The sequence below is a fragment of the Williamsia limnetica genome (genome assembly GCF_003217475.1).
Lineage (GTDB): Bacteria > Actinomycetota > Actinomycetes > Mycobacteriales > Mycobacteriaceae > Williamsia > Williamsia limnetica.
In genome coordinates this window covers 53,203-79,422 of record NZ_QJSP01000022.1, presented here as the reverse complement: position 1 = coordinate 79,422, position 26,220 = coordinate 53,203, and the positions used below count along the sequence as shown (strand labels likewise).

Annotated in this window: 29 protein-coding genes; 16 read left to right on the top strand and 13 right to left on the bottom strand. The window is 63.1% G+C overall.

Annotated features, from left to right (window positions below; genetic code table 11):
- Nucleotides 1-17 precede the first annotated feature (17 nt).
- Genes DFR67_RS26730 through DFR67_RS26720 form a run of 3 tightly spaced genes read right to left on the bottom strand, consistent with a single transcriptional unit; the run spans nucleotide 18 to nucleotide 2,878 of the window.
- Entirely contained in the window at nucleotides 18-428 is a 411-nt protein-coding gene (locus DFR67_RS26730) for a DUF302 domain-containing protein (RefSeq protein ID WP_110472500.1), read from the bottom strand.
- Between the two features lie 37 nt (nucleotides 429-465).
- The gene (locus tag DFR67_RS26725; protein ID WP_110472499.1) at nucleotides 466-696 is read right to left on the bottom strand and encodes a YgaP family membrane protein; all 231 of its coding nucleotides are present in this window, start codon (nucleotides 694-696) and stop codon (nucleotides 466-468) included.
- Nucleotides 697-724: 28 nt separating this feature from the next.
- Nucleotides 725-2,878 carry an MMPL family transporter gene (locus tag DFR67_RS26720; RefSeq protein WP_110472498.1) on the bottom strand — a complete coding sequence of 718 codons (2,154 nt, stop codon included), beginning with the start codon at nucleotides 2,876-2,878 and terminating at the stop codon, nucleotides 725-727.
- A gap of 163 nt (nucleotides 2,879-3,041) precedes the next feature.
- On the opposite strand from DFR67_RS26720, the gene DFR67_RS26715 reads away from it, so the two are divergent.
- Both DFR67_RS26715 and DFR67_RS31635 read left to right on the top strand, forming a co-directional pair.
- Nucleotides 3,042-3,308 (top strand): metal-sensitive transcriptional regulator, encoded by a 267-nt coding sequence (locus tag DFR67_RS26715; RefSeq protein WP_010843899.1) that lies wholly within the window; start codon nucleotides 3,042-3,044, stop codon nucleotides 3,306-3,308.
- 150 nt (nucleotides 3,309-3,458) lie between these two features.
- A complete protein-coding gene (locus DFR67_RS31635; RefSeq protein WP_084889901.1) occupies nucleotides 3,459-3,857 on the top strand; it encodes an ATP dependent DNA ligase in 399 nt (132 codons plus the stop codon).
- Here DFR67_RS31635 and DFR67_RS30660 read toward each other — a convergent pair.
- Nucleotides 3,854-3,991: a hypothetical protein gene (locus DFR67_RS30660; protein ID WP_158540050.1), complete on the bottom strand. Its 138-nt coding sequence runs from the start codon at nucleotides 3,989-3,991 to the stop codon at nucleotides 3,854-3,856. The two genes, DFR67_RS31635 and DFR67_RS30660, sit on opposite strands and share 4 nt — an antisense overlap.
- A gap of 346 nt (nucleotides 3,992-4,337) precedes the next feature.
- On the opposite strand from DFR67_RS30660, the gene DFR67_RS26705 reads away from it, so the two are divergent.
- Entirely contained in the window at nucleotides 4,338-5,399 is a 1,062-nt protein-coding gene (locus DFR67_RS26705; RefSeq protein WP_084889903.1) for an IS110 family RNA-guided transposase, read from the top strand.
- Nucleotides 5,400-5,621: 222 nt separating this feature from the next.
- Here DFR67_RS26705 and DFR67_RS26700 read toward each other — a convergent pair whose 3' ends face one another.
- Complete coding sequence (locus tag DFR67_RS26700) at nucleotides 5,622-6,098, bottom strand: hypothetical protein (protein ID WP_143694998.1); 477 nt, start codon at nucleotides 6,096-6,098, stop codon at nucleotides 5,622-5,624.
- A gap of 528 nt (nucleotides 6,099-6,626) precedes the next feature.
- Complete coding sequence (locus DFR67_RS30345; protein ID WP_143694999.1) at nucleotides 6,627-7,085, bottom strand: hypothetical protein; 459 nt, start codon at nucleotides 7,083-7,085, stop codon at nucleotides 6,627-6,629.
- A gap of 478 nt (nucleotides 7,086-7,563) precedes the next feature.
- On the opposite strand from DFR67_RS30345, the gene DFR67_RS26690 reads away from it, so the two are divergent.
- From DFR67_RS26690 to DFR67_RS26675, 4 genes are all read left to right on the top strand, one after another.
- Nucleotides 7,564-8,130, top strand: coding sequence for a hypothetical protein (locus tag DFR67_RS26690; RefSeq protein WP_084889909.1), 567 nt, complete (start codon nucleotides 7,564-7,566; stop codon nucleotides 8,128-8,130).
- A 359-nt stretch (nucleotides 8,131-8,489) separates the two neighbouring features.
- A complete protein-coding gene (locus tag DFR67_RS26685; protein ID WP_146240550.1) occupies nucleotides 8,490-9,572 on the top strand; it encodes a hypothetical protein in 1,083 nt (360 codons plus the stop codon).
- A 133-nt stretch (nucleotides 9,573-9,705) separates the two neighbouring features.
- Nucleotides 9,706-10,047 carry a hypothetical protein gene (locus DFR67_RS30655; RefSeq protein ID WP_084889913.1) on the top strand — a complete coding sequence of 114 codons (342 nt, stop codon included), beginning with the start codon at nucleotides 9,706-9,708 and terminating at the stop codon, nucleotides 10,045-10,047.
- Nucleotides 10,048-10,129: 82 nt separating this feature from the next.
- Nucleotides 10,130-10,489, top strand: coding sequence for a histone-like nucleoid-structuring protein Lsr2 (locus DFR67_RS26675; protein WP_240497985.1), 360 nt, complete (start codon nucleotides 10,130-10,132; stop codon nucleotides 10,487-10,489).
- A 127-nt stretch (nucleotides 10,490-10,616) separates the two neighbouring features.
- Here DFR67_RS26675 and DFR67_RS26670 read toward each other — a convergent pair whose 3' ends face one another.
- Genes DFR67_RS26670 through DFR67_RS26660 form a run of 3 tightly spaced genes read right to left on the bottom strand, consistent with a single transcriptional unit; the run spans nucleotide 10,617 to nucleotide 13,229 of the window.
- On the bottom strand, nucleotides 10,617-11,660 hold the full coding sequence (locus DFR67_RS26670; RefSeq protein ID WP_110472496.1) for a hypothetical protein: 1,044 nt from the start codon (nucleotides 11,658-11,660) through the stop codon (nucleotides 10,617-10,619).
- Between the two features lie 7 nt (nucleotides 11,661-11,667).
- Nucleotides 11,668-12,828, bottom strand: coding sequence for a site-specific integrase (locus tag DFR67_RS26665; protein WP_084889917.1), 1,161 nt, complete (start codon nucleotides 12,826-12,828; stop codon nucleotides 11,668-11,670).
- On the bottom strand, nucleotides 12,825-13,229 hold the full coding sequence (locus DFR67_RS26660) for a hypothetical protein (RefSeq protein WP_143695000.1): 405 nt from the start codon (nucleotides 13,227-13,229) through the stop codon (nucleotides 12,825-12,827). The genes DFR67_RS26665 and DFR67_RS26660 overlap by 4 nt, the downstream gene beginning before the upstream one ends.
- Nucleotides 13,230-13,638: 409 nt before the next feature.
- On the opposite strand from DFR67_RS26660, the gene DFR67_RS26655 reads away from it, so the two are divergent.
- The gene (locus DFR67_RS26655) at nucleotides 13,639-14,283 is read left to right on the top strand and encodes a hypothetical protein (RefSeq protein WP_143695001.1); all 645 of its coding nucleotides are present in this window, start codon (nucleotides 13,639-13,641) and stop codon (nucleotides 14,281-14,283) included.
- Nucleotides 14,284-14,552: 269 nt separating this feature from the next.
- Here the strand turns inward: DFR67_RS26655 and DFR67_RS26650 are convergent, their stop codons facing one another.
- Nucleotides 14,553-15,125: a TetR/AcrR family transcriptional regulator gene (locus DFR67_RS26650; protein WP_110472495.1), complete on the bottom strand. Its 573-nt coding sequence runs from the start codon at nucleotides 15,123-15,125 to the stop codon at nucleotides 14,553-14,555.
- Nucleotides 15,126-15,254: 129 nt separating this feature from the next.
- Here DFR67_RS26650 and DFR67_RS26645 point away from each other — a divergent pair, with 129 nt between their 5' ends.
- The 7 genes from DFR67_RS26645 (at nucleotide 15,255) to DFR67_RS26615 (ending at nucleotide 20,627) form a co-directional block, all read left to right on the top strand.
- Entirely contained in the window at nucleotides 15,255-16,145 is an 891-nt protein-coding gene (locus DFR67_RS26645; protein ID WP_110472494.1) for an alpha/beta fold hydrolase, read from the top strand.
- A 63-nt stretch (nucleotides 16,146-16,208) separates the two neighbouring features.
- Nucleotides 16,209-16,934 (top strand): SDR family oxidoreductase, encoded by a 726-nt coding sequence (locus tag DFR67_RS26640; RefSeq protein ID WP_110472493.1) that lies wholly within the window; start codon nucleotides 16,209-16,211, stop codon nucleotides 16,932-16,934.
- Nucleotides 16,931-17,776, top strand: coding sequence for an alpha/beta fold hydrolase (locus DFR67_RS26635; protein ID WP_110472492.1), 846 nt, complete (start codon nucleotides 16,931-16,933; stop codon nucleotides 17,774-17,776). Before DFR67_RS26640 ends, DFR67_RS26635 begins: the two co-directional genes overlap by 4 nt.
- Nucleotides 17,777-17,813: 37 nt before the next feature.
- The gene (locus DFR67_RS26630; protein WP_110472491.1) at nucleotides 17,814-18,812 is read left to right on the top strand and encodes an NADP-dependent oxidoreductase; all 999 of its coding nucleotides are present in this window, start codon (nucleotides 17,814-17,816) and stop codon (nucleotides 18,810-18,812) included.
- A gap of 44 nt (nucleotides 18,813-18,856) precedes the next feature.
- Nucleotides 18,857-19,678 (top strand): SDR family oxidoreductase, encoded by an 822-nt coding sequence (locus tag DFR67_RS26625; RefSeq protein ID WP_110472490.1) that lies wholly within the window; start codon nucleotides 18,857-18,859, stop codon nucleotides 19,676-19,678.
- Nucleotides 19,679-19,706: 28 nt separating this feature from the next.
- The gene (locus DFR67_RS26620; protein ID WP_110472489.1) at nucleotides 19,707-20,210 is read left to right on the top strand and encodes a nitroreductase family deazaflavin-dependent oxidoreductase; all 504 of its coding nucleotides are present in this window, start codon (nucleotides 19,707-19,709) and stop codon (nucleotides 20,208-20,210) included.
- A gap of 9 nt (nucleotides 20,211-20,219) precedes the next feature.
- Nucleotides 20,220-20,627, top strand: a complete 408-nt coding sequence (locus DFR67_RS26615; RefSeq protein WP_245938185.1) for a DUF4345 domain-containing protein — start codon at nucleotides 20,220-20,222, stop codon at nucleotides 20,625-20,627.
- 153 nt (nucleotides 20,628-20,780) lie between these two features.
- Here DFR67_RS26615 and DFR67_RS26610 read toward each other — a convergent pair whose 3' ends face one another.
- The 3 genes from DFR67_RS26610 to DFR67_RS26600 form a co-directional block, all read right to left on the bottom strand.
- Entirely contained in the window at nucleotides 20,781-21,686 is a 906-nt protein-coding gene (locus DFR67_RS26610; RefSeq protein WP_245938186.1) for an alpha/beta hydrolase, read from the bottom strand.
- A gap of 153 nt (nucleotides 21,687-21,839) precedes the next feature.
- Nucleotides 21,840-23,876, bottom strand: coding sequence for an acetoacetate--CoA ligase (locus DFR67_RS26605; protein ID WP_110472487.1), 2,037 nt, complete (start codon nucleotides 23,874-23,876; stop codon nucleotides 21,840-21,842).
- Between the two features lie 57 nt (nucleotides 23,877-23,933).
- Nucleotides 23,934-24,758, bottom strand: coding sequence for a mycofactocin-coupled SDR family oxidoreductase (locus DFR67_RS26600; RefSeq protein WP_110472486.1), 825 nt, complete (start codon nucleotides 24,756-24,758; stop codon nucleotides 23,934-23,936).
- A 309-nt stretch (nucleotides 24,759-25,067) separates the two neighbouring features.
- Between DFR67_RS26600 and DFR67_RS26595 the strand changes: the two genes are divergently transcribed.
- Nucleotides 25,068-26,201 carry a sugar ABC transporter substrate-binding protein gene (locus DFR67_RS26595; protein WP_158540049.1) on the top strand — a complete coding sequence of 378 codons (1,134 nt, stop codon included), beginning with the start codon at nucleotides 25,068-25,070 and terminating at the stop codon, nucleotides 26,199-26,201.
- Nucleotides 26,202-26,220 lie beyond the last annotated feature (19 nt).

The following is a 26,220-nucleotide window of genomic DNA, read 5'->3' as shown; positions in this document are numbered from 1 at the left end:
TTGCGGACTGTTGGGGTTCAAGCGGATGCTGCAGCTTGCAACGCGGCGATGGCGGCGGTGAGTTTGACGGACGCATCCCGGGCTACCGATGCGAGTTCAGCTTCCCCGGACACCTCGACCATCAGGTCGGGGTTCATGGCTTCGATGATCGAGTTCGATGGATTGGTGGGGTCGGTGCGGACCACGACGTTGCACGGCAGCAGTAGTCCGATCTGTCGATTGATCTCCAGCGCGCGGTGCGCCAGCGGCGGGTTACAGGCACCCAGGATCAGGTAATTTTCCATGTCGACATCGATTTTTGTCTTCAGGGTGTCTTTGACGTTGATCTCGGTGAGGATCCCAAAACCCTGGTCGGCCAGTGCGGCGCGGGTTCGTGCGACTGCCTCGTCGAACGGGAGGTGGAGAACGGTGGAGATGGCTAGTGACATAACAGCTTTCCTTCCGGGTGGGGTTTCGTGCTTGGATCTAGTGGAGTTCGGCGCGGCGCGGTAGTCCCAGGCGGCGCATGAGCAGGCTGGCCGGGCACCAGCCGACGGCGGCGAAGATCAGCAGGTTCAGTGCTACGAAGGCGGTCAGCAGCAGCCACCAGGTCGAGACACTGGTGGCCAGGGCCAGGCTCGCGAGAATCATCAATCCTGCCAGGAGTGGCACTGCTCGTTCGACGGTCCACGTGGGTGGGGTTGTTCGTCTGTTCATCGGGTCGTAGTCCTTTCTGGTGGTGTAGTCAGTGGGAGAACGAGATCGCGGGCAGGATCTTGCGGAGCCAGGTCGGTGACCACCATGCTGCCCGTCCGGTCAGGCGGAGTAGGGCGGGTAGCAGCATCAGCCGGATGAGGACGGCGTCGAGCAGAACAGCCACGCCGAGGATGATGCCCATCTCTTTGGGTGGCAACGGATCTGCCAGCGCGAAGGTGAAGAACACGGCGACCATGACCGCTGCGGCGGCGAAGATGATTCGTCCCGAGTGCGCCATGCCGTCGATCTGTGCAGTGTCGGCGTCGCCGGTGCGCTCGTAGTGTTCTTTGGCGGTGGCGAGCAGGAAGACGGTGTAGTCCATGGCGATGGCAAAGATCATCGCGAAGAAGAACACCGGCCCCCAGCCGTCGAGGAAGCCTTGCGGGGTGAATCCGAGCAATCCGGACAGGTGGCCGTCCTGGAAGATCAGCTTGGCGACACCGAACGCAGCCGCAGTCGACAGGAGGCTGACGACGGTGCCGATCAGCGCGATCAGTGGGGCTTGCAGTGAGACCAGGAGCAGGACGAACCCGAGAACCAAGATGATGCCGACGATCAGCGGGAAATAGTCGTTGAGAGCCTGTTGCAGATCGAGGTTCTCCGCGGGGGCGCCGCCGACCAGCGCGTCTGCGGGTAGTGCTCCGCGGAGGTCATCGACGATGACGCCGAGTTGAGCATCGGAGGGATCAACTGCGGGCAGCGCTTGCATCATTACGTAGTCGGTGCCGTCGAGCGCTGGTTGCGGCGGGGTGACCATGCTGATTCCGGGTGTCTGTGTAGCTGCGGTGGCAGCCTGCTGCGCCTGGCCCGAGGGTGCGACGATCTGGAGCATTCCGGGGGCGCCCTCGCCCATCTGCTGCTGGACCAATTCGTATCCTTGGCGCACGGGTGCCTCCTCGGGGACCACCGAGATCGAGGGCATGGCGACCTTGAGGCCAATGACCGGGATGGCCAGAGCGATCAGCACAGCCAGCGATCCGAGCGCGAACGGCCCCGGGTGGCTGTGCAGAAGCTTGCCCCAGCGTTCGAACAGCGGCGAACGGTGCTGTTGGCGCTTAGCGTACGGGAGCGAGGCAGCGTTGACTTTCGGCCCGAGTGCGCCCAGGGAGGCCGGGAGCAACGTCAACGTGGCCGCGAGGACAAACGTCACCGCCAGCATGATGCCCACGGCCATCGTCCGCACCGCGGGAGCGGGCACCAGCAACACTGCCGACAGGCTCACCAGCACGGTCAGACCCGACAGCACCACGGCTTTACCTGCGGTATCCATCGTTTCGGCGACCGCGTAGGTCTTGTTGGTGTGGTTTTTGAGGGCATCTCGGAATCGGGAGACGATGAACAGGGCGTAGTCGATCCCGAGGGCGAGGGCGAACATCATCGCAAAGTTCATGGCCCACACTGAGATCGGCGTGACTTGGTTGAGTAGGACGAGGCCACCGGCGGAGGCGACCAGGCCGGCGATGGTGAGCAATAGCGGCAGGCCGGCGGCCACGAGCGACCCGAAGGCCAGGACCATGATGGCCAGAGTGACCGGCCACGAGAACAGCTCCGCCTTGATCATCGCGTCGTGGTTGGCTTTGTTGAAGTCGCTCCACAAGGCAGACGCTCCCGTGGGATACACCTCGACACCATCGCGCGAGAGTTCGGCGAGCTCTCCCTTGACATCGTCGACAGCCCGAACCATGTCGTCGGTGTTCGCGTTCGCGCCGGCGATCAGGATGCCGGTGTGCCGATCTGGGCTGATGGTCATTCCCGGTTGCGGGGGTACAACCTCGCCGAACCGGGAGTCACGGCCGAACACTGCGGTGGCATTCGCGATGGTTTCTTGCATCGCTGGGCTGTCGATGGTGTCGCGGTCGGAGTGGATGACGACCTGCACCGCTGCCGATGAGTTGCCGCCGAAGTGCTGCTGCGCCAGCTCTCGCACCTGCACCGACTCCGACCCGTTGGCCTGCCAGCCAGCGCCGGCCAAGGAGGAAAACACTGACGGCGCAGCTGCACCCAGGCCGACGAGTACCAACAGCCAGATGGAGAAGACCCATCGGGAACGCCCGGCCATCGCCGCCCCCCAGCGGCCCAGCATGCCGGGAACCGACGTGGGTGGTGAACCGGGCTGTGGAGCTGTGGTCGTGGTGTCCGACATGCGAGAGACCTCCTCGAGGATCTACATTCAAATACCCTGGGGGGTATCAGTACGAACCCGACGGTACCCCTGGGGGTATCTTAGAGTCAACCTCGACCGGTGTGCGAACTCATACCCCCTGGGGTACCCTCAAGATGAATGAACAAACAGAGAGGCATGCCCCGTGACTGGTGATGAAGAGGCAATGACTGCAGTGCTGAACCGCCTGCGCCGCGCTCAAGGACAACTCTCCGGGGTGATCGCGATGATCGAAGCGGGTCGCGATTGCAAAGATGTTGTGACCCAACTCGCGGCCGTGTCCCGCGCACTCGACCGGGCTGGTTTCAAAATCGTTGCCTCGGGCATGCGTCAGTGCATCAACGGCGCCGACGGCGACCAGGCCCCGTTGACCGAAGCCGAACTGGAAAAACTCTTCCTTGCCCTAGCCTAGAGCCTCACCGGGCACCAACACCCAGCAATTGCCTGGTCGACACTACGGCACTGACAGACCCGACACCGATGAAAGTGGAACAAGTCAAAGTCCCCTGTGTCGTTGGCCGCCTTTGGTGTTTCGGCGCCTCGCGCGGACCGCATTTGACTAGTGCAGTCAAGGCGCAAGCACCCCATCCGCCTGACTTGCGAGGCGATTATTGCAGGGTACGTCAGCGGCTCTGGCAGCGCCGCAGGCGGCATCGGCTCACTGCTACTGGGTGCCCACAACGCGGCCGGCGAACTTGTCTACATCGGTCACGTGGGAACAGGGTTCACAGCCAAAGCCCGGCGGGAGCTGCGCGCCAAGCTCGACGAGCTGGCGTGCCCTGATCCTTCGTTCGCGGCCGCTCCCCCGCGTGCAGTCGCTCACCAGGCCACCTGGTGCCGACCCCAACTCGTGGGCGACGTGTTTTATCGGGAGTTCACTGATCGACTGCGCCACCCATCGTGGCGAGGGCTACGGACCGATAAGTTGCCCCACCAGGTGTCATTGCCCGGTGAGCACTAACCCTGCTCCACCTCAGGATCTAAGCGCAGCAGCGACAGCTCCCACCGCACCAAATCGATTGCCGTCACTGTTTCGGGGTCGTCGGGGTCAAACCCTTCCTCGCGCAAAGCGTCTCGCTCAAAGTTGTCGAACACCGGCGGCTCCTCTCCCCGTTCGGGTTCCTTACATCGAAGCGCGTCAGAGAGCATGCTGCAAGCTGTGATGCGGGCCGGTGCTTCCGACTTGTATAGAAGTACGTCGTGGCGTTCGAACCGGCGGGTTCGTAGCCTGGCGTAGGAGAGCGCAGGGGTGTGGCTCGGGTGCTTCGTGCCGTCCCGAGGGCGCGCTGTTGAGGGAATGGCTTGGTCTGGGTGTGTCACTCTCTGCGCTTTCCGTCTCTGGCCTGGCTCAACAGAGGCATGAGCGCACGTACGACGGTGTGACTGGAAGTCGGATTGCCGGCCGGGGATCTCCACAACCGCTCACAGAAAGGACTCCCTTTTGATCGTCATTGGTATCGATCCACACAAATCCAGCCACACCGCCACCGCCGTTGACCCTGCGACGAACGTCGACCTCGGGTCACTGCGTATCCGCTCGACAGAGCCGGACTACCAGGCTCTGTTGGAGTGGGCGGGGCGATGGCCCGAGCACCGATGGGCGGTCGAGAACGCCAAGGGCCTCGGGCACCATCTGTCGTTATGGCTTGTCCAGCAGGGTGAATCAGTCGTGGACGTCCCCTCGACAGCCACCGCACGCGTCCGACAACTCTCCCGAGGTGGCCGACGGAAAAATGACCGCATCGACGCCGCGGCCGCCGCGTGCGTAGCCGCACTGCAAGGCGACGAACGACCCGTGTTCTGCGAGGACTACACCAGTGTCTTGCGTGTGCTCGACGAGCGTCGACGCAGCTTGCTGAGCGCCAAAAGCCGACTGGTCAACCAATTGCACGCCGTGCTACGCCAGCTCCTTCCCGGCGGTGCAGATGTCGATCTGGACTCGGAGAAGGCATCCGTGCTGCTGCGCAGATTCGTACCTGAAACGCCGGCCGATGTGATGCGGCACCGGATTGCTCTGGAACTGGTGGGAGATCTTCGTCGCCTTGACGTGCAGCTCGCCGACATTTCCGAGCGCACCGAAACTACGCTGACCGACTGCGGCTCGACGCTGACGACGATCTTCGGCTGCGGACCTGTGACCGCCGGACGCATCATCGCCCGCACCGGCAATCCGTTCCGCTTCGCCACCGAGGCCGCGTTTGCCACCTACTCCGGGACCGCACCCGTGCAGATCGCCTCGGCAGACTCCAACCGCCACCGTCTATCCAGAGACGGCGACCGCGTGCTCAACTCCGCTCTCCACGTCATCGCGGTCTGCCAGGGCAGAAACGCAAACAGTCCCGGCTACCCCTACCTGCACAACAAAATCGACGCAGGCATGACCCGCCGCTCGGCGATGCGCTGCCTCAAACGCCAAGTGGCAAAGAAGGTCTGGCGAACCATGTGCCAGGACCACCGCCGGTGGGAGGCACGAGAACAACTCAGAGAACCCGCCGCCGTCTAATCGGCCAGCGGGCCCCCGCCGCTGTCCAGAACTCTTACGACGACACGCGGCGATGTCCGCGCGTCCCGAGAACGCAGAAGGGAGCGCGGAGGCCTGCTTCCCGCGTACCCAAGATGTCCCGTGTACGCCAGGCCTCCGCACCTCTACCCTACCCATTATCGAACACCTGTACTAACTTGGCCGACGGCCCGGAACGATCCCCCACGGCACTATGCGCGCGGGTCATAAATCGTTGGGCTGCAGCGAACCGATGGCGGCGACGACAGCTTGGCTCTTCCCGTCTATCCACACCGCTTCCTCGCCGTGGATGCGCGCATAGAGCAGTCCGCCGGCCGGTCGGTGTGGCCACGCCAGGTTGTAGTCACCCACCGCATCCTGAGTGACTGTTGCTGCCCACCTGGTGGCTTCGGCCAGGGCAGTGTCGACGCGAACTCCCCCGCCGAGCCCGAGGCCGATCCGGCCGGGGCCGGCAACATGCAGCATCACCTCGTCCCCCGCGATACGTTCCCCGTCACCGACCTCCACATACCAGCGCAGCCAATCGACGTTTTTGTTGTACTGGCCCAAGGCAAGATCATGGCCGACTGCTCGCAGAGCCTCACCCCAGGAGCCAGGCCCCCTTCCGTGCACGATGCCGCAGCCGTCATCGCCAATCTCCCATCGGAACTCGTATCGGCCGGGCCTGCTGGGGACAGTCACATATTGAGCATCGCATCCCGAGACATAGTCGGCTCCGGTTCAGTCCGGTCGAACTGTTTAAGTGGCCAATTCGACGGCCTACCGTCGTGACAGTTCCACACCGTCCATGGAGTAGAGATGGTATGGCGACTTTCGAGCGATACCGCTGGGTCCACGAAGAAGCTTGGATTCAGAACGCGTATTGCGTCACGTTGATCAGCGCGATCGCGCAGCCAGAGCCGACACAAGGCCCGGAGCCCACTTCTCCAACCGTTCGGCACCGGCGGGATTGGTCATGTGCGCACTGTACCGCTGCTCGAAACGTTCGAAGGGTAATGGAAGCGCCAGTTCCGGGCCGAGAACACTGCAGCGTAGGAATAGCATTCCTACACAGGGATGGCAGGTTGGTGTGGAGCAAGTTGCGGTTTCAGTATCCATTTTTCACCGGACCACAAGCAATCGCTACTCAGCCCGTATGAACTGTGAGACAGAACTTTTGAGTGCCTCGCGCGGGACAGATACGTGACGGCGATCAGAGTGCGCAGCCACTCATCGATTTCCAGGTGGTGGGGTTGCCTCCCACTGGCCGGGAGACCCTTCGACCAATCCTGGGCTTTCAGTCCTCCAGCCGAGAGTGTGTGCGCGGTCGATAATCATGCGCTCGATCTTCGGCCGGTCGGCCGGCGAGGTCACCCACTGTCGACTCAGCGCCTCGATAGTTCGCAGAATGCGAATGTGGGGCCCGCCCGAGGGTAGATGGGGTGGACCGGCGGGAACGTCACCCCAGATATGGGCACCCACCGCGGGGTGCACAAAGCCGTCGCTGATCCGCGCCGACATCATCTTGCTGTAAACACGCAAGCCCGCGGCGGACAGACCATCGCCGCGGTCATCTCCGAGTGCGAAGAACAACTGCTCCGCAAGTTGTTGTTCGTGCGCAGTCACCCGCCCGGCTATCCCTGCCACGAACTTTTCACCGGTCTCGCGCTGCCGGAACCGAGACAACACCTCAGCGACCGTATCGGCGACCGCAGGCGGGATAAGTGGCGGCGGACGTTGCAACTCCCCGCTAGTCGCCGACAGATACCTTCTGCACGCATGAGGGAAGGTCGACCAGTCCCCTTCGCCCACGGCGAATCTCGTGGCACTGAACAGAAAATTGTCGAAGAGATCGCGATGAATGGGCGGAAACCTACGCAAGCTGTCGGCTTCCCACGGGACTACTCCTGCTCGCAGCAGAAAGCCCTCACGCACCACATCTTCCACACCTTGAAGCAACACATGAATCCCCGTGCACTAGGAAAGCCAGCAGACGAGGCCGCCGGGCACAAGGTCACCGTCGGTCAGCCTACTACCGCGGCCGCGACCACCAGATCCCCGGTTACTCAGCGTCAACCAACTTGGGGTGTGGACGGTCTAGCTCTGTCGCACGTAACCTTTGCTTCTGTTGCTAGTGTGCTGGTGTGTCGAATCTGCAGAAAGGCGCATGAGCCGCCCACCGCTCACAGTCCTCATCGACGGCCTGTCCATCGAAGATGGTGCGATGGCACCTCCACGAATCGGCTCAGTCATCGAGCTCGTACTCGACTTCGTGGAGTCGGCTACTCAGTCCCCCGAAGTGATGACGATTCAGGCTGTCCTCGACCTGCACCCCACCGCTCGTCAAGACCGCGGCTCTCCAGCCGGCGAGGACCACCTCTGGACCGGCGATCTTCATGGCGACGGTTGGCGAGCCACCTGGCGCGGCGACCGTCGACGTTCGGGCCCGGTCACGCTCACTGGACGCCTGACCCACTGGCACAGCATTTCCTACAGCCCGGCCAAAGCCGTTCGGGGGTTCGTCACCCGAATACAGGTGGTGTCCAGCCCATATCACGCCCCGTCCGGTGTCCGTTGGGAGCCACAGCAGCACGGGTCCCGCCGATACCGGGACGTTGAGAAAACGCCGCCGTCCTTCGACAGAGGAGGGCTATTTTCCGTATCCCCCGCCGCCGACATCATTCGCTACCGCGAAATGGGCATCCTTGTCGATCTCGACCTCGAGGGTCTGTAATGGGCCTCAATACGAGTACGCCTGACCGCTCCAGAAAGCAGCCCTCCGATGGTGCAGGCGTGTCCGATCTGATCAACCAGATCGAAAAGCAAATCGGCCCACGCACGTTGTTGCCGCTGCGGATAGCCAACTCGCTGAGGCTACGCGGGTGGTCTGTGACAGTTCCGAACACCCGCATTCACATCAAAATCAGCTGCTCAGCCGCGAACGATGCGGGTTCCTTCCCGCTTGGGACTAACCCCCGCAAGGTCAAAGCGACAATCATCGCTTTCCCCGGCGAGTTCGATCAGACCTGGGCGACCCAACCAACCCCGAGTACGCCCATTCCCGACAATGAGGCAGAGGCATGGACTCGGGTCATGTTCGGTGAGCAGCTCGCCGACTTCGCGTACCAGCGCCGCCGGGCGGCCTCCACCCCACTCAACCGCTCCAAGGCTCCTAACCACCAGCACAAGAAGATTTTCGTTGCCCTCATCGACGGCCACGGTCACCCCATCCTTGCGCCCGACAACATCAGATGGCGCCAGAGCGAACCCGAGCCACGCAAACTCCAGCCAACCCACAACACCACGTTGCGACATCACCTCGCTGCGCACGGTCCGTACGCCGACTCCTCGAAAGAACGCGATCCCCGCACCGACCCAGACGGCGGCTGGCGCATCCAGGTCACCGGCGACCCGCTCGACACCCTCACCCCCACAGCACGCGAAGCGGTCGAACACGCACACCAGCTCTTCCGGCTGCGCGGCGCAATCCACACGGACTTCGCAACCGAACTCCTCATCGTTGCTGGCCAAACCCTGCACGTGCAGTTCCGGTGGAAGAACAACCCCAACATCTTCGCCATCTCCGGCCACATCCCGCAAACAGAAGCAGAGTTTCGATCACCCCAGGCCAACGCCCGACTCTGGATGGGATACACCGCCGGATTCTGGTTCGAAGAACTATCCACCGGCCTGATGTGGTGCGCACGACGCCAACGCATCGACGGCGTCATCTATCTCGGCAAGCGCACCAAGCTGAGCAGAGAGCCGTACAGCGTCGGCGGGCTCAACGCTCGCCCAAACTGGGACGGTGTAATCCGAGTGCCCCATAGCCCAGACCTACAGGGGAACACCGTCACCGCATTCCATCACGACCAGTTGATCTCCTGGTCGACCGCGAGTCGAAACCGCAAAGGTCAGCGGGACCAGTACGTGGCACAAGCGGTCACAGCGTGGACAGACACCGACGGCGTCGCTGAGCTCAAAATTCTCGAGGCAATTCCCAACACCGATCCCCCCGACCATGTCGTTGCCCGCACTGCCTTTCGGGCGATCTGCGACGCCGCTGACTCCGGCGCACAACACATCGCCACGACACTGGACCATCCCGTCCTCGCCAGCCTCGGGTTCATCCCCACCGCCGACCGACAAACGCTAAATACGCTGACGATGCCCTAGACATCAAACTTCGCGATTACGTCCGTGGTCTCACGGCGGTCTCCGAAGTTCGAACATTTGGGCCCTTGACACAGACAGAGGCACCCAGGTATCGCTACCCCATCGGCCCGCACCGTCCCATAGTATCGAACGTATGTTCGCATCGACAAGTGTGGCCGATTCCTGGGGTCACCGACGGACGCTGCGGATCTGCAACCCTGCCGTGCCGGTGACCGTCGACCTGTCTGTGGTGTTGGGGTGGGCGTTCGCCACCCGCCGCCCGCCCATCGGGGTCTCCCTCGATACCCGGGCCCACGGGGTGCGGTTCGAACCGGACCATCCCGGCCTGCTGGTGGCGTGGCTGCGGGCCAGCAGTGGCCAATGGATCGGCATCTGCGAGGTCCAGTTGTGGAGCACAAATGCCCGCTGCGTCATCACCGAACGGTTCTGGCTACCGCCCAGCGCGGTGCGGCGCCGCGGCGACCCACAGCTGTAGCTGGCCTGTTAACGATCCGCCGCACGCGGTCGCGGCTAGTATCGGCAGCAGCACTCAACTGAGCAGAGAAGGACGTGTATTTGTGGCTACCGTGACCCGTGTCGAGTTCACCGACGATATCGACGGCAAGGCGCTCGACATCGACGATCTCAACATGGTGAACTGGATCTGGCTAGGTGTGGAGTACGAGTTCGACACCAGCACAGTCAATCTCGACCGCATCGAGACCGGCCGCGTGCCGTTGGCGACTCTGCTCGCCAAGTCCAGGCGGGTAGGCGGACGCACACGCCAGCCCGGACACACATCGGTGGCGTCCACTCACTCGCCCGCCAGCGGGGTGGACAGCACGGCGGTTCGCCTGTGGGCCAGGGACAACGGCTACGAATTGGGCGACCGCGGCAGAATTCCGGCACACATCCTCCAGGCGTTCACTGACCGCTGAGCGCGGACACGTCCACCCCGGGGATCCGCACGGCCACAGGGCGGCCTGGTCATGAACCTCCGGCCGCGGCACGGGCCGGTGCACGCTTATGCATTGCCGGGTACGGGCACCCGCAGGGAGCAGAAGCTTAGGGTGCGCCGGCGTCCTCGAGGAGGTGCTCGGTGCGTTCGAGGAGTGCTGCCATCTGGTGGTCGAGGGCATCGAAGATGTCGTCGAGGTCCTCGAGTTCGCCGGCGGCGCGGCGGCGCGCAGTGATCCCGTCGTCGTAGGTGTCGTCTAAGGGCGCCGCGTCAAGAGGCGCGGGGGCGTTCTCGGTGGGGTGGGCGCGGCGCTTGATCACCCCCGTTGTCCAGGCGGTGCGTCCGGTGATCGGCCGTCCCGGCGCCCGCAGGTGAGTGTGCAAAATGGTGTCGACGGCACGGGAGCGCATGCCCGTGGTGGTGTCGCCGATCGGCGCGGTCAGGTTGCCCCACCGGTCGAAGGTCGGCAGCAACGCAGCGTCGGGGTCGTAGTGCTCGAGCCTGGACACCTGCGGAGTGCTGGCCCGGGCGGGTGCGGTGTGCAGGACCGGTGCCCACGCCATCGGCGAGAGGCGGCGCAGGGTGAGGTCGCGGACGCCTGCCCACCGCGAGAACACCGCATACACCCCGTGCGTGTTGTCTGCCTCGAGCGAAGTGGCGATGTCATGTCCGCCGCCGACATGCAGCACACTGCCTGCGACGTCGACGCTCACGTCACCGCACCGCAGCTCCCCCACTCGCGCGATAGGCACTCCCAGTCGGCACACCAGGGTCAGAATCAGCGCGTCGCGGCGCCCGAAAAGACCTGCTGGCCAACCACTGACCGGCAACCGGCCGATCACATGGCGAGCGGTCTCGGCGTCGCGATCGCGCGCCGACAACAACGCCCGCACCGCGGTGACCGTGCCCGGCGGGGTATGCCCGGCGACCCGGTGGCCGGCATTGATCGCTGCGACCCGCCGGCGCAGCGTCCCGCGCGCGGCGCCGGGTTCGAAATCGAGGAACCGTGCGACGGTGACCGGCGACGCCGGCAGCGCCATGGTGTCGAACGCTGTGCACCACTCGGTAAAGAGCCGCCAATGGGCGCGGTGCGAGGCCGGCAGCCGATGCACCAAACCGATATCAGCAGATCCTGCACCGAGCGTGGTCATGCGCTGCTCACATGCCGATCGTGGTAGCTGCGTTCTGGTGGTGAATGTTGTTCTCGCGCGCGTAATTCAGGAGCGAATCGACAGACTTGTGGCCGGTCTGCTTCATGATGGTCGTCGGCTCATGCCCGGTGCGGAATGCCTCGGTGACGAACCCCGCTCGCAGGCTGTGCGCGCCGTACCGGGTGATGTCCAGATCGGGGCGGGCCGCGGCGAGCCGTTTACGGACGATCGTGTGGATGAGCTGGCCGCCCGGGGCAGTGTGGGTGAGGTCGCTGGCGGCAGTGATGGACCGAAACAGATCCGTCTCCGGGTTCGTCTCCGGGAGGGTTCCGCCGCAGACATGTTTATCGTGGGGTCGGTCGGCGGCCAACAACCGGATCAGGCCCGCTCGCCCGATCCGGTCGTAAGCAAGGTGACAGTCCAGCCACCGCAGATACGCACACGGACCGCAGGTTTCCAGGTGCTCCCCGGTCGGGAGGGCTTTCTTGAATCCGGCGCCGTCCTGGTCGGTCTTGGACTTGCGGACGGTGATGATCCACCCGTCCAGGGTGCGCCGAACATCGCCCACTGTCAGCGCCACGATCTCCGAGCGACGCATCGCCCCTGCCCACCCCAGCACCAGGGCGGCGGTGTCGCGGCGTTCGCGGAGCTTCTTCCGCCACGTAGTCGCTGACGCCCGGGCAACCGTCACCGCCTCCCGCAGATCCACCAGATCGAAGGGATCTTCGGGGCGGCGGGGCCGCCGACCGGATGCAGCGCCGCGGCGGCGGATCGCCGACAACGTCCCCGACACCACCGGACTGAGCCACAACGGCGCCCCCTCCCCTATTAGCTCCTTATCGTGCTGGTGGGGGCTGTGGGCTTTGTGGACGAACTTGATCGCCGCGGCCGCGCCCTCGATCGCTGACATCGAATACGCTGCGCTGCCATCTACTTTGACCGTGTTCTCCAGCGACAGGAAGTAGTCGGCCACCACATGTGGGTTCGCTGGCAACGCCTTGTGGCCACCGCGGCGGCAGTACTCTTCGAACGCCGCCCAGGCGCGGGTGTAGTTGCGGCGCGTCGACTCCGCACGCGTGTCGAGCAGCGACGTTTCGACCCGGGTCAGCAAATCCTGCGACAGCTTTAGCGGCTGCGCCGATATCGGCGCAGGCAGTACGTCGGTCACCGCGACACCGTACCTGCGGTGTCGACGGAGATTCCGGCGACGGCGGCCCGGAGCACGAGCACCACATTCCCCACACCGGCAACGACACTGCCGACAGCGTTCGCGGCCGTGCACACCAGAAATGCCTCGCCGTCGACAGTGCCGCGGCCAACGACCCACTCACCGGCGCACGCTCCGACAACCGTCGTGCACGCCTGCTCGACAGCGGCAGCGACCGCCGCAGCATGATCGGCGATCCACTGCCAATCCTCGTCACACGCCAGCACTGTCGCCGCACACCCGGTAGGCAGGTCGACGGCGTCATCGGGATACATGTCGGTGAACACCGCACCGACCCACTCCGGTCGCGGACCCATCGCACAGTCGAGGACGGCGCTGATCGAGCCGACAGTGACCGTCACACCCTCAACCTCCCGCCTCACCTGTACACGCTCTCTACCGCAGGCTACCGACAGCCCGGCGTTGCCGCTGGTGCCACGCCCGCACCCTGCGCTAAAGCTAGTCACGCACAGCGCTCGCTGGCGTGATCTCTCCGCCATCGCTTCGCAAGGCACTAGCTCCGCGACACTGTGACTGTGACGTCGATGGACTTGTCACAGCGAGAGAGCGCGAACCTCCGCGTGCGCAAGGATCGCAGGGCCATCCAGTAGCGGGGACGTTGGTAGTTGATCCTGTGAAGACCACCTACTGAGCTGGCAACGCGTCAGCAACCGATCGTGAGAGTCTTTTCCTGTGACGCAGCCTGGTCCGATCGCACAGCTCTCCGAGGCAATTACTCGACATCCGATAGTGAGCGGGTTGATTCCGGTTTTGCTGGCGGCGCTGAAGGTCGTGGTCGTTTCGGGTGGGGACCCGCAGGCCCTTCGGGCGTTAGTACAGGACTTGGACGTCCTGGGCCTGGTCCTCGCGACGTTCTTGCCGATCGGCAGCACGCTTCTCCTCTGGGGCTTCGTATTCTGGGCCGTTGCTGCGAACAAGGCGGTCGGCAAAGTAGACAGGGCAGTTGGCCACACGCCCGAGCAGAATGCCTACTACACACGCTTGCCCGTGGTGTCCGTCATCGTCGTGGCTGTCTGTTACTGGTCCATGCCGGTCGTCTTTCTGGTGTCCAACATCGGGATCGTGGTCGCTTTAACACTGCTTGGAGTTCTATTCGGTCGCAGAGAACGATTGTGGGCGAGGTCGATTTACATCTTCGGAATCGTGCTCATTGTCGCTTCGATAATCATCTACCCGTTGGTGTCCGGTATGTGGCTGACCGCAGAACGCATCTCAGCACGTAACGAGCGGCCAGAGGTCGGGTACGTTCTTTCTTCAGATGTCCGCTGGACCCGTTACATGAACGAGGACCGCCGAGTCATAATCGTTTCGTCGTCGGAGGTGACCAGGCGAGAACCAGTTAAGTCGAGTGGCTGGTTCCACGAGACACCCAAAACACTGATCGGATGGCCGTAGCCCGGCCTCTGAGCGCGTTGAGGACTCTTATTCGTGCCGTTCTGGCCGTCGAGGGTATCGGCAGCCAAATCTGGTCAGCAGTACCTGACGAAACCACCGGACTACCGGCTCCAGCCGGCCGGGTTACCGTTCAGCGGCAACTGGTATTAGCAGCAACTCGTCCCCTAATTGGGACCGCCGCTCGCAACGTCCAGCTGACGTAATTACCGATTATCGGCGTCATTGACCAGCGCGGTCGCAAAGCACCTCCGAAAGGCTCTCCCTCTCAGTCACGTGCGCGCGAGGTCGAGCAGTGTCTCTGCGGTGGTCCGTGCATACACCCACGGCGCAGGGTCGTCGAGCGATGTCGAGAGCGCTGCGGCGCCTTCGTAGAGCAGTGCGATCTGGTGCCCCAGCAGATCGGGATCGTCAGCGCCGTAGTCGCGGCACAGTTCGATGATCGCGTCGGCAAAGGCGCGCTTTTGCACGTGCACGAAGTCCGCAACGTCGGGCATCACTGCGGCGGCTTCCACGGCTGCGTTGTGGAAGGGGCAGCCGCGCATCCGGCCGTCATCCGGATCCGGGATCGGAAACAGCAACATCAGGCGTTCCCGCGGCCCCGCCGCGTCAGCCTCCCGAGGGTCGGTGACCATCTCGCGAACAAACGCGAGGTATTGCTCCACCAGCACGGTTTTACTCGGGAAGTATTTGTAGAGAGTCCTTTTGGAGACGTCGGCCTGTGAGGCGATCAGGTCGACGCCGGTGGCGTTGATCCCCTCCACATAGAACAGTTCGGCCGCGCTCGCGAGAATACGATCCCTGGCCCCCCGGCGTGGGCTATCAGAGCGCGTTGCTGCTGCCATCGAAACCACCGATCATTCAACTCGAACTCGCTGCCTACCTCACCAATAGTACACAGATCTGTTTACATCCGGCCCGGGATGCTTTACCGTGCAAGTAAACAGATCTGTTTACACCAGCAGGAGGCACACATGACAGACCAAAACGCTCGACATCGCGACGACGCGGCATCGCCGGGCGTGGCACCGACCACGTCGTGGACGACTGTTGCGAACCAGACGATCTCGGTCGACGGCACCGACTTCGTCTACCGCGCATACGGCCCGACCGAGGGCACTCCGGTGGTGTTCCTGAACCACCTCGGTGCCACCCTCGACAACTGGGATCCACGCGTCGTCGACGGCATCGCCGCGAAACACCGGGTGCTCGTCATCGACAACCGGGGTGTCGGCGGATCGGGCGGTACGACACCGGCAACCATCGAAGAGATGGCTCACGACGCGATCGCCGTCATCGACGCCTTCGGGTACGAGAAGGTCGACCTGCTCGGCTTTTCGATGGGCGGATTCATCGCGCAGGTCATCGCCGCCGAGCGCCCCGCGCTGGTCCGCAAACTCATCCTCGCCGGCACCGGCCCGGCCGGCGGTGAGGGTATCGACAAGGTGACCCGGCTGACCTACACGGACTCGATCACAGCCGTGCTGACAGGCAAAGACCCCAAACAGAATCTCTTTTTCACCCGCACCGCCAACGGCAAAGCGCAGTCCCGCGAGTTCATCACGCGCCTGGGTGAACGGGCCACCGACCGCGACAAGAAGATCTCGCTCGGAGCCTTCCGGACCCAGCTTCGCGCGATCCACACCTGGGGACTTTCAGAACCTGCCGATCTGAGCCTGATCACTCAACCCGCCCTGGTCGCCAACGGTGACGACGACCGGATGGTGCCGACCAGCAATACCTACGACCTGGCCCGCCGTCTGCCCAACGCCACCCTGCGCATCTACACCGACGCCGGGCACGGCGGCATCTTCCAGGCCCACGACCAATTCGTTCCTGCCGCACTGGAATTCTTGGCTGCGTAGAGCAAGTCCCTCATTCCCAGCGGCAACCTCTGCGCCGCAACAGCTCACACAGAAAGAACCGTCATGGCAACTCTCGACAATTCCGTCGTCCTGGTCACCGGCGCCAACGGCGGACTCGGTCAGCACTTCGTACGTCAAGCTCTCGCTCTCGGCGCACGGAAGGTGTACGCGGCGGCGCGATCTCCACGCACATGGGAAGACGACCGCATCACTGCGCTGCACCTCAACGTCACCGACGGTCAATCGATATCCGCAGCTGCCGAGATCGCGTCCGATGTGACAGTGCTGATCAACAATGCCGGCGTGATCCCGCCAACCGCGAGCTACCTCGAGCTGTCAGAGACCGATCTGCGTGCGGGCATGGAGACCAACTTCTTCGGGCCCGTCCTACTGGCGAAGGCGTTCGCGCCGGCGCTCATCGCGGCACCCGGCGCGGTGCTCATCGACATCCACTCCGTGGCCAGCTGGAACGCCTTCGGTGGGGTGTACAGCGGATCCAAGGCCGCGCTGTGGTCGGCCACCAACTCGCTTCGCCTCGAACTCGCGCCCCACGACGTCCACGTTGTCGGAGTGCACATGGGCTACGTCGACACCGCCATGGCCGCCCACGCGGGCGGCCCCAAACTGCGGCCCGAGGATCTCGTGGCGCAGGTGTACGAGACCGTCGCGGCAGGCGGATACGAAGTTCTCGGCGACGAGCTGACCGGCATGGTCAAGGCAGCTCTGAGCGGGCCCATCGAAGCCCTGTACCCCGATCTGCACTCGACCCCCGAGGGAGCCCAGGCATGACCGACTGGAAGAACACCCCGACCACGAGCATCACCGTCAACGGTGTCCGCTTCGTCTACCGTGAACTCGGCCCCACCGGCGGTGTGCCCGTGGTGTTCTTGCACCACTTCACCGCCACCCTGGACGACTGGGATCCCCAGGTCATCGACGGCGTCGCTGACAAGCACCGGGTCATCGCCTTCGACAACCGCGGCGTCGGCGGATCCGGATCGAAGGTTCCGGGCAGCATCGATGAGATGGCCGCAGATGCCATCGCCTTCATCCGCGCCCTCGGCCTGGACAAGGTCGACGTATTCGGCTTCTCCCTCGGTGGTGGTGTAGCCCAGGTCGTCGCGCTCAAGGCCCCCGACCTGGTCCGCAGAATCGTGCTGGCGGGCACCGGACCGCGAGGAGGAGGCGGCATCGACAAGATGGCCACCATCGTCGGCGGCGCCTACCTCAAAGCGGCACTCACCCGCAAAGATGCCCGCAACTACCTGTTCTTCCCGCGCACCCCCGGCGGCAAACGGGCTGCAGCGGAGTATTTCGACCGTCTTGCGCAGCGGACCACCGACCGCGACGACACCATCTCCCTGCAGGCACGACTGGCGCAGCTGCGGGCCATCATCGCCGGAGGCAAAGCCGCACCCGATGACCTGACCACGATCACCCAACCGGTCCTGGTGGCCAACGGCGACCACGACGTGATGGTGGCCAGCGAACACTCGGTGGACTTGGCGAACCGACTGCCCAACGCGAAAGTCGTGATCTATCCCGACTCCGGCCACGGCGGCGTCTTCCAGCACTACCGCCGGTTCGTCCCGGAGGTCCTTGAATTCCTCGACGGCCCTGACAACACCTGATGCCGCAGATCGAACCAACTCGAGAAAGAAGAATCCGTTGAAAGCGTTCGTCATCGACTCATACAAGGGCCCGATTCACGCCGCCGAGGTACCCACACCCACTGTCGGGCCGCGTGACATCTACGTCAAAGTAGTTGCCGCCAGCGTGAACCCACTCGACCAACTGGTCCGCAGCGGCGAGTTCAAACAACTCCTCAAATATCCGATGCCGGTGATCCTGGGCCACGATGTCTCCGGCGTCGTGACCGACATCGGTACCGAGGTCACCGACTTCGCCATCGGCGACGAAATCTACGCCCGCCCCCGCGACCTGAGGATCGGAACCTTCGCCGAATACATCGCGATCCACCAGGACGACGCGGCCCACAAGCCGAAAACGCTGTCGTTCGAAGAAGCGGCCGCGGTACCGCTCGTCGCCCTGGCCGCATGGCAGATGCTCGTCGATCGCGCCCACATCAAGCCCGGGCAGAAAGTCCTCGTCCACGCCGGCGCCGGCGGCCTCGGATCCACCGTCATTCAATTGGCCAAACACCTGGGCGCCCACGTCGCCACCACCGCCGGGAGCGCGTCGACGGAACTGGTCACCAGCTTGGGCGCCGACGTCGTGATCGACTACCGCACCACCGATTTCGCCGACATGCTCTCCGGCTACGACCTCGCCATCGACGCCGTCGGCGGCGACAACCTGATGAAAACGCTGACCGTCCTCGCCCCCGGCGGCCTCGCCCTCGGGGTCACCGGCCCACCCGACGCCAGATTCGCCACCCAACTCGGCGCCCCCGCACCCTTCAAACTCATCCTGTCCCTACTCAGCCGCAAAGTACGTTCGGCTGCAAAGAAACGAGGCGTTCGATACTCGTTCTTCTTCATGCAAGCCAGCGGCGAGCATCTCCGGACACTGGCTGAACTCTACGACGCCGGCCACCTGCGGCCCGTCATCGACACCACATTCCCGTTCGACAAGACCGTCGAAGCACTCGCCTACGTCGAATCCGGCAAGACGAAAGCCGGCAAGGTCGTCATCACCCAGAACTGAGATCTGCCCTCGCCGAGCTCACCACCCACCACGAAAGGTTCGCCATGCCATCAGTTCCCGTCACCGGAGCCGGTCGAGGCATCGGCCTCGCGATCACCGAACGCATGAGCGCCGCCGGATGGACGGTCTACGCCACCGCCCGCTCCGAACCGGCGTTTGCCCGGCTCGATCAAATGCCCAACGTCAACGCGATCGCCCTCGACATCACCGACAAGGACGCCATCGCCGCACTCCCCCAACAGCTGCCGAACGAACTACAGGGCGTGGTGAACAACGCAGGCATCATCGTCAGCGGACCGGTCGAAGGACTCACGACCGACCAACTCACCACACAACTCGACATCAACGTCATCTCCCAGATCGCCGTCACCCAAGCCGTCCTGCCCGCCCTGCGAGCCGGCCACGGACGAATCGTGTTCATGTCCTCGGTCAGCGGCCTGATCACCACCCCCGGCACCGGCGCCTACAACGCCTCCAAATACGCAATCGAGTCACTCGCAGACGCCCTGCGAATGGAACTGCGGCCATGGAAAATCCCGGTCTCACTCATCGAACCCGGCCCCATCCGCACCGACATGTGGGGCGGCATGCTCGAGGACTACGACGCCATGACCGCCGGACTCACCGACGACATCCGCGAACTCTACAGATCGCACCTCAGCGGAAGCCGAAAGTTGCTCGGCCGCATGCAGAAGATTGCCGCCGACCCCCAACGCGTCAGCAAAGCCGTCGAACACGCACTCACCGCATCACGACCCAAACGGCGATATCTCCTCGACACCGCCAGCCGAGTACAGAAAGCCGTAGCAGCACTGACACCCACAGCCGTCACCGACCGAGTCCTGGCAGCAGCCACCACCCGGTAATCCCTCACCCGCTTGAAAGGACAGCTTGATGTCACCGCAGAAACCGAAACGGCTCAATTCCAGGGCGACTCTGATCATCACCCGCTACGCGAGTCGGTTCCACACCTTCGCCTACCGCGCAAGCCGAGGCCGTCTGGGGAAGAACCTGCGGATCGGCGCAGCATTCCGCAAGCCCGCACCGACGTTGTTGCTGGACCACGTCGGTAGAAAAACCGGCAAGACCTTCACCACCCCGTTGCTGTACATGGCCGACGGGAGCGACGTCATCGTCGTCGCATCAGCGGGCGGCCGGGACGAACACCCGCAGTGGTATCGCAACCTGATCGCCCATCCGCAGACCCACATCACCATCGGATCGAGGCGTCGCTCCGTCAGAGCGCATCTCGCCGACCCCCGCGAACGCGCTCGGCTGTGGCCGCATCTTGTCGAGACGTACGCCGACTTCGACTCTTATCAGCAGTGGACCGACCGCGAAATACCAGTCATCGTGCTCGAATCCGTGGCAACCACCGGAACCGACCACGGTCGCTGAGGAGAACTCATGACCAGCGACGACGTTGACACGAGCCGCCGGCGACTGCAGTGGATGCTCGCGGCGTCCGCAGCAGCGCCCACCCTCAGCGGCGCGCTCCAAATACTGCGCGGTGCGCAGGGCGCGCCGGGTAATCCCCACGACGTCTCGGCCACCATCGACGCGGAACTGCGCTACGCCAACGTGTTCAAGGCGGCCGCAGGACCCATCATCTGGTCCCAACTCGACAAGGCCGACACCTCACCGGTGGTGACCGCCGCCCTCGGAACAATATTCGTCGGCGGCATGGCACGGCTGCTGTCCTGGCACCAATCGGGGAAACCGCATCCCGCCGCGATGGTCGCCATCGGACTCGAAGTCGGAGTCGTCCCCATCCTCATGGCATGGCGACACCGAATGGCGGCGCAGACGGCGTAACGACTGCACAACGAGGCCAAAACAGCAGACGGAGGCAGTCGACACATCGAAAGAGCCGAGCCCACCTAAAACTGGTCCGGTGACCTCGATGCCCGTGTCCTCGCTGCTCCTCGGCAGCCGGGCCTTCGAACGAGATCACCCATCACGCAACGCTTATGCAACTCCCCTGGCTGCTAACAGATCTCGAGCAAAGCAGATGACCGCAGAGTTGAAGACGTCCGAGGCCTCCCACGACACAAAGTGGCCGCAGTCCTCGATCAGAAATGGGCCTACGTGGCGCGGATAAGCAACGGCGTGGCGCTTCGTCAGCAGCGGGTGCACGATCTGGTCTTCGACTCCATAGAGGATCAGCGTCTCGGTGTCTCGGGCAGGCTCGGCCAACAAGGTAGGCGTCTTGCAGAACTCGGGATGGAAGAGGCCCTCGTAGTAGCCAAGAGTGGCCCTGAGCCGGCTCTCATCGCCAAACGCTTCAAGCTGGAAGTCGAGCTGATCTTCCGAGAATGCGCCTGGCGCCGATAGTCTGAGTGGATCATTTCCGACCCGCCATGGCCGCTCTGTGAAGTATCCGCCAACGTGTTCACGCCGCGCCTGGTTCGACCCCAGTCCGGCACAGACGTCGTCGGCGTGGAGTCCGTTGTCTGTGAGGTGGTCGCTGATCATTTGTATTTCTGCCAACTGATCGGTCGGAAGTCCTGCCGCCGCGTAGAGATCATCGACTGCAGGTGTTACGCCGTTCCATACGATCATCCGCTTGACGAATCCTGGGTACCGAGCGGCGAGGTCTTGCACAACGCCCGCACCAAAATCACCACCGGCAGCCACACATTCACCGATTCCGAGCGAAGTGAGAAGTCCGTGAGCGTCGATCGCACTGAGGGCGATGTCTGCATACGTCTCGGGGCTTTCTGGTATAGACGACTCACCGAATCCGCGTGCATCGGGGACGATCACATCGAAACCCGCGTCCGCTAGTGGCTGGATGTTACGCCAGAATAGACGCTTGCTGCCTGGCCATCCATGGTGAAGGAGTAGTGGTACACCGCCATGCCCTTGTCGCACATAAGCAATCTCGACACCATCATCTGCAGTCCAGCGAAGCACGGGGAATCGTGCTGGATCAACGTCCGGATTTCTGTTCACGCGTTACTCCTTGATCGTCACGTTCGATGACTCCGATGCGAGATTTGCACCGCAACAAACACTTTCAGATATCTAACGTGGGGAACTCACTTGAGGGTCGCCGCTACCGACACTGCCTGAGACGTTCAGCGTCTCCGCACGATACTTCTCGACATAATCGATGTACCACTGCAGAATCTCCGTGTCCAAGACGGTTGCAGGGTTGACTGCGCTGGCGACAGGAGCACCCTGAAACAGCCTCTTGATCGGCACTTCCAAGCGTTTTCCGGTCCGTGTCAGTGGAATTCCAGGCGCGCTGACGATCACGTCGGGAACATGGCGTGGCGACACCCCCTGGCGGATGGATTGTTTGATCGAATCAACCAGAGCCTCGGTGAGTTCGACATCCTCGATCAGACTAACGAAGAGCGGCATGAAGTAGCCGCCGTCAGGTAGCTCTGCGCCGATGACAAGAGATGCTGCGACTTCTGGCAAAGCCTCGATCGCGTCGTAGATGTCTGAGGACCCCATGCGAACCCCGCCCCGATTGATCGTGGAGTCGGAACGTCCGTGTATCTCACTCGCCCCAGATTCGTGGATGGTGATCCAGTCACCCTGGCGCCACACGCCCGGGTACATGTCGAAGTAGGAATCTCGATAGCGCCCTCCATCTGCGTCGTTCCAAAGCGACACCGGCATCGATGGCATTGGCTGTGTGATCACCATTTCTCCCACAGCCCCGACGACGGGCTGTCCCTCCGAATCCCAGGCCTGCACGTCGCACCCCAGGCATGCACCCTGCAACTCGCCGACACGGACTGGATCAAACGGGTTGGCCCCAACAAAAGCAGTCGCAACATCGGTCCCGCCGCTGTCAGATCCCAGGTGCACGTCGGCCGACACTGCTGAGTAAATCCAGCGATAAGTGGACTGCGGGAGAGGCGAACCGGTGCTCAGAATCGATCGCAAACCGACGAGATCATAATCTTGGCCCGGGGTTGCACCGGCTCGTTCGCACAACGTCAAGTACGCGGCGCCCGTCCCGAATCTGGTGACCTCGTGCTCGGAGATGAGCCTGAACATGGTATCTGGTCCGGCGGCGGTGGGACTCCCGTCGTACACCACGATCGACGCACCGCTGAACATGGAGTCGACTAACATATTCCACACCACCCACGCGGTATTCGCCGCGATCAACACATTATCGGACTCATCGAGATCGTAGTGAAGTGCGTTGGCCTTAAGTGACTCCAACAGAATTCCGCCGTGCGAATGGACTATCCCTTTGGGTTTGCCCGTTGTCCCGCTGCTGTAGAGAATCCATAGCGGATGATCGAAAGGCACCTGCTCGTAGTGCGGGGAGGCCTCGCCCTCTACCAGATGCGCGAACTCCGTGACGCCATCGAAGGTCGATGTCTCGTCGTTGAGATTGCGAACCAGAATTACCTTCTCCGCTGTGAGCGCGGTCGCCACCTCTGCGAAAACGTCGAGACGGCCAACCTTCTTACCGTTGTATATGTAACCGTCAACACCGATCAGCACTTTGGGTCGGGTCTGCTCCAGCCGATCGATGATCCCTTTTGAACCGAAATCCGGTGCACAGCACGTCCAGATGGCTCCGACGGAGGCTGTTGCGAGAAGCGCCACAACGGTCTGTGCAATATTCGGCAACACAGCGGCCACCCGGTCCCCGGGCCCGACACCCTCTGTGCGGAGCCAGTCGGCAAGGTTGGCAGTTTGTTGTTCGAGTTTCGACCACGTTGTCGCCACAGTGAGACCATCTTCCGAGACCGCTTTGATCGCAACATCATCGGGACGCGTAGCTGCCGCTCGCAACAGATTCTCGGCCCAGTTCAGGCGCGCACCCTCGAACCAGCGCGCACCAGGCATCGCCGATACGGCCACCACGTCGGTGGGCGCGACCGATGCCTTGACGTCGAAGAACTCCCAGATCGCCGACCAAAAGTCGCCGACGTCGCTCACCGACCACTTCCACAGGGATTGGTAGTCCGTGGTTTTCACACCTTTGGTGTCGTCGACCCACCGCTGGAATACTGCCATCCTGGACGCCGCACGACGCTTGGCAGTTGGCGCCCACAACACGTCGGTGGATACACTGGTCTCGCTCATACGTTGCTCGTGGTCCTATCGGGGTGGACATCGATTACAGGTTGACCGGAACACCGGTCAGGACATGGCCCAGCCACCGTCAACGGGCAACATCACGCCGGTGATGTACTTGGCCTCATCGGACACGAGCCAGACAACTGCATCGGCGACACGCTGGGGTGATGCCCATCCGTCTCCGTCAGGCATGGGGATGACATTTCGGGCGTGGCCGATGTACTCGGGCCGGAACTCGAGCGCTCGTTCCAGGGTGCCACCCTCGAACACCATCGGGGTGTGGATGGCGGCGGGGTTGACGGCGTTCACGCGAATGTTGTACTCGCCCAGCTCTACAGCCAGAGTCTTCATCAAACCCATGAGACCGTGTTTGGCGGCGGTGTAGGAGACTGCGGACGGCTGGGGTTGCACGGCGTTGGTCGAGCCGGTGACCACAACTGCGCCGCCCTTGCCGCCGGCGATGATCTTCGGTATGAACGCAGTCGTCGTCTTCCACGCTCCAGTCAGCAGCACACTGATGGACTCGTCCCAATCGTCTTCGGGCAGTTCCCACGAATTGGGCGAGACACTCCAGATGCCGTGATTGACCACAAGGATGTCGATTCCGCCGAGCTCGACCACGGCGCGATCGGCAAGTTCCTTGAGTGCCGGCAGATCCCGCGCATCAACCTTTGCAGTCAGGCACTTGCGTCCCTGCTTCTCCACAAGGAGGGCGGTCTCGGCCAGGTCTTCCTCAGTCGCACCGGGGTGCAAAGGGTGTCGCAGCGGGGCGCAGATGTCGAATGCAACGATGTCCGCGCCTTCTCTGGCCAGGGTCTCGGCGTGGGCTCGGCCCTGCCCGCGAGCTGCTCCAGAGATGACGGCGACTTTACCTTCGAGGCGTCCCACGGTGCTACTCCCGATTCTCTCGATCGACCCTCAGGACGACCGGGCTTTGACAGATTGTGACGGCCTTCAGTCTTCGCTCAACAAGTGATGTGGCCAACTGACGTATCCGCCAGTCGCGCACACCATCTGCATCCGGGGCATCTGGCTCGGTTGAAATCTCGAAGACACACTTCCAGCCCCCCATTCGTGACAGTCGTCACTCTCCTGTCGTATCTGTCAGTTGTGGCACATCACCGCTGGTCCCTACGTTCAACGCGACAACGTTTGTCACCACCGCCCGAGTGGCGGATTGAACCAGAGGAGTTCTCAATGCGCTGGAAGACATCAACGATGGGGGTGATGGCCCTGGCAACTGCAACGGCAGTTTTAGTAGGCGCCTGCTCCTCCGATGACGGCGGCAGCGGTGGAGGCGGCGGCGGGACCACCTCGCCCGAAACCATTGCGACCGCCAAAGAAAACGTCACGAAGTTCTCCGCTTTGGACCAAAAGTTCCCCATGCCGACCGAGCCTGTGACTCCGGGGACCGGAACGGTTGCGATTCTCGGCGGCGGTTTCACCGCTCCGATCCACGCCGAACAAGCCAAGAACGCGCAGGTCGCCGCAGGCGTCATGGGCTGGAACGTCCTGGGTCCTTTCGACGGCAAGTTCTCGCCGGCCGTCCAGGGCGGATACGTCGACCAGGCGGTGCAAGCGAAGGCGACCGGCGTCGTCATGATCGCGGTCGACGTCAGTGCCATCAAGGGTTCGATCGACCGTGCCCTTACCGCCGGAGTTAAAGTCGCCTGCGTCATGTGCGATTCCGGTCAGGAATACCGAGACAAGGGCGTCATTGATGTCGCGGTGAACTTCCAGACGCAGGGCGAATACATGGGTTGGTACCTGATCGCCAGTTCGGAAGGCAAGAGCAAGATCCTCAGCACGGTCGAACCGGCCGCACCGCAGACCGTGAAGCGCGCCGAAGGCCTCAAATCGGTGATCGACACGAACTGCCCAGGATGCTCTGTCGAGAGCCTCACGATCCCGTCGGCCGATTCGGTTCTGCCGGGGCCTCCCCAGTGGTCGTCGTTTTTGACCGCCAATGCGGGAAGCGTCACTGACGCCGTCGCGTACTACGACGGACTTGCCAAGCCGATGTTCGACACTCTGACCCAGACTGGTGTCGAAGGGATCACCGTCAACGGCTATGACGCCGACACGAGCACCGTCGAGATCTTGCGCAGCGGTAAAGGTGGCTTTGGCGCCACCGTCGGTGAGCCGTACGAGTTCGCGACCTGGGGCGCACTCGACCAGATCGCCCGGTCGAAAGCCGGATTGCCGCTATGGGAGTCGTCTGATCTGCCAAGCGTTTTGATCACCGCCGACAACGCAGAGCAGTACACCCCGTATCTCGCTCCCGCTGGTGACTGGCAAGCACAGTTCACCACTCTGTGGGGCAAGGGCTGAGGCAAGGATGACGACCATC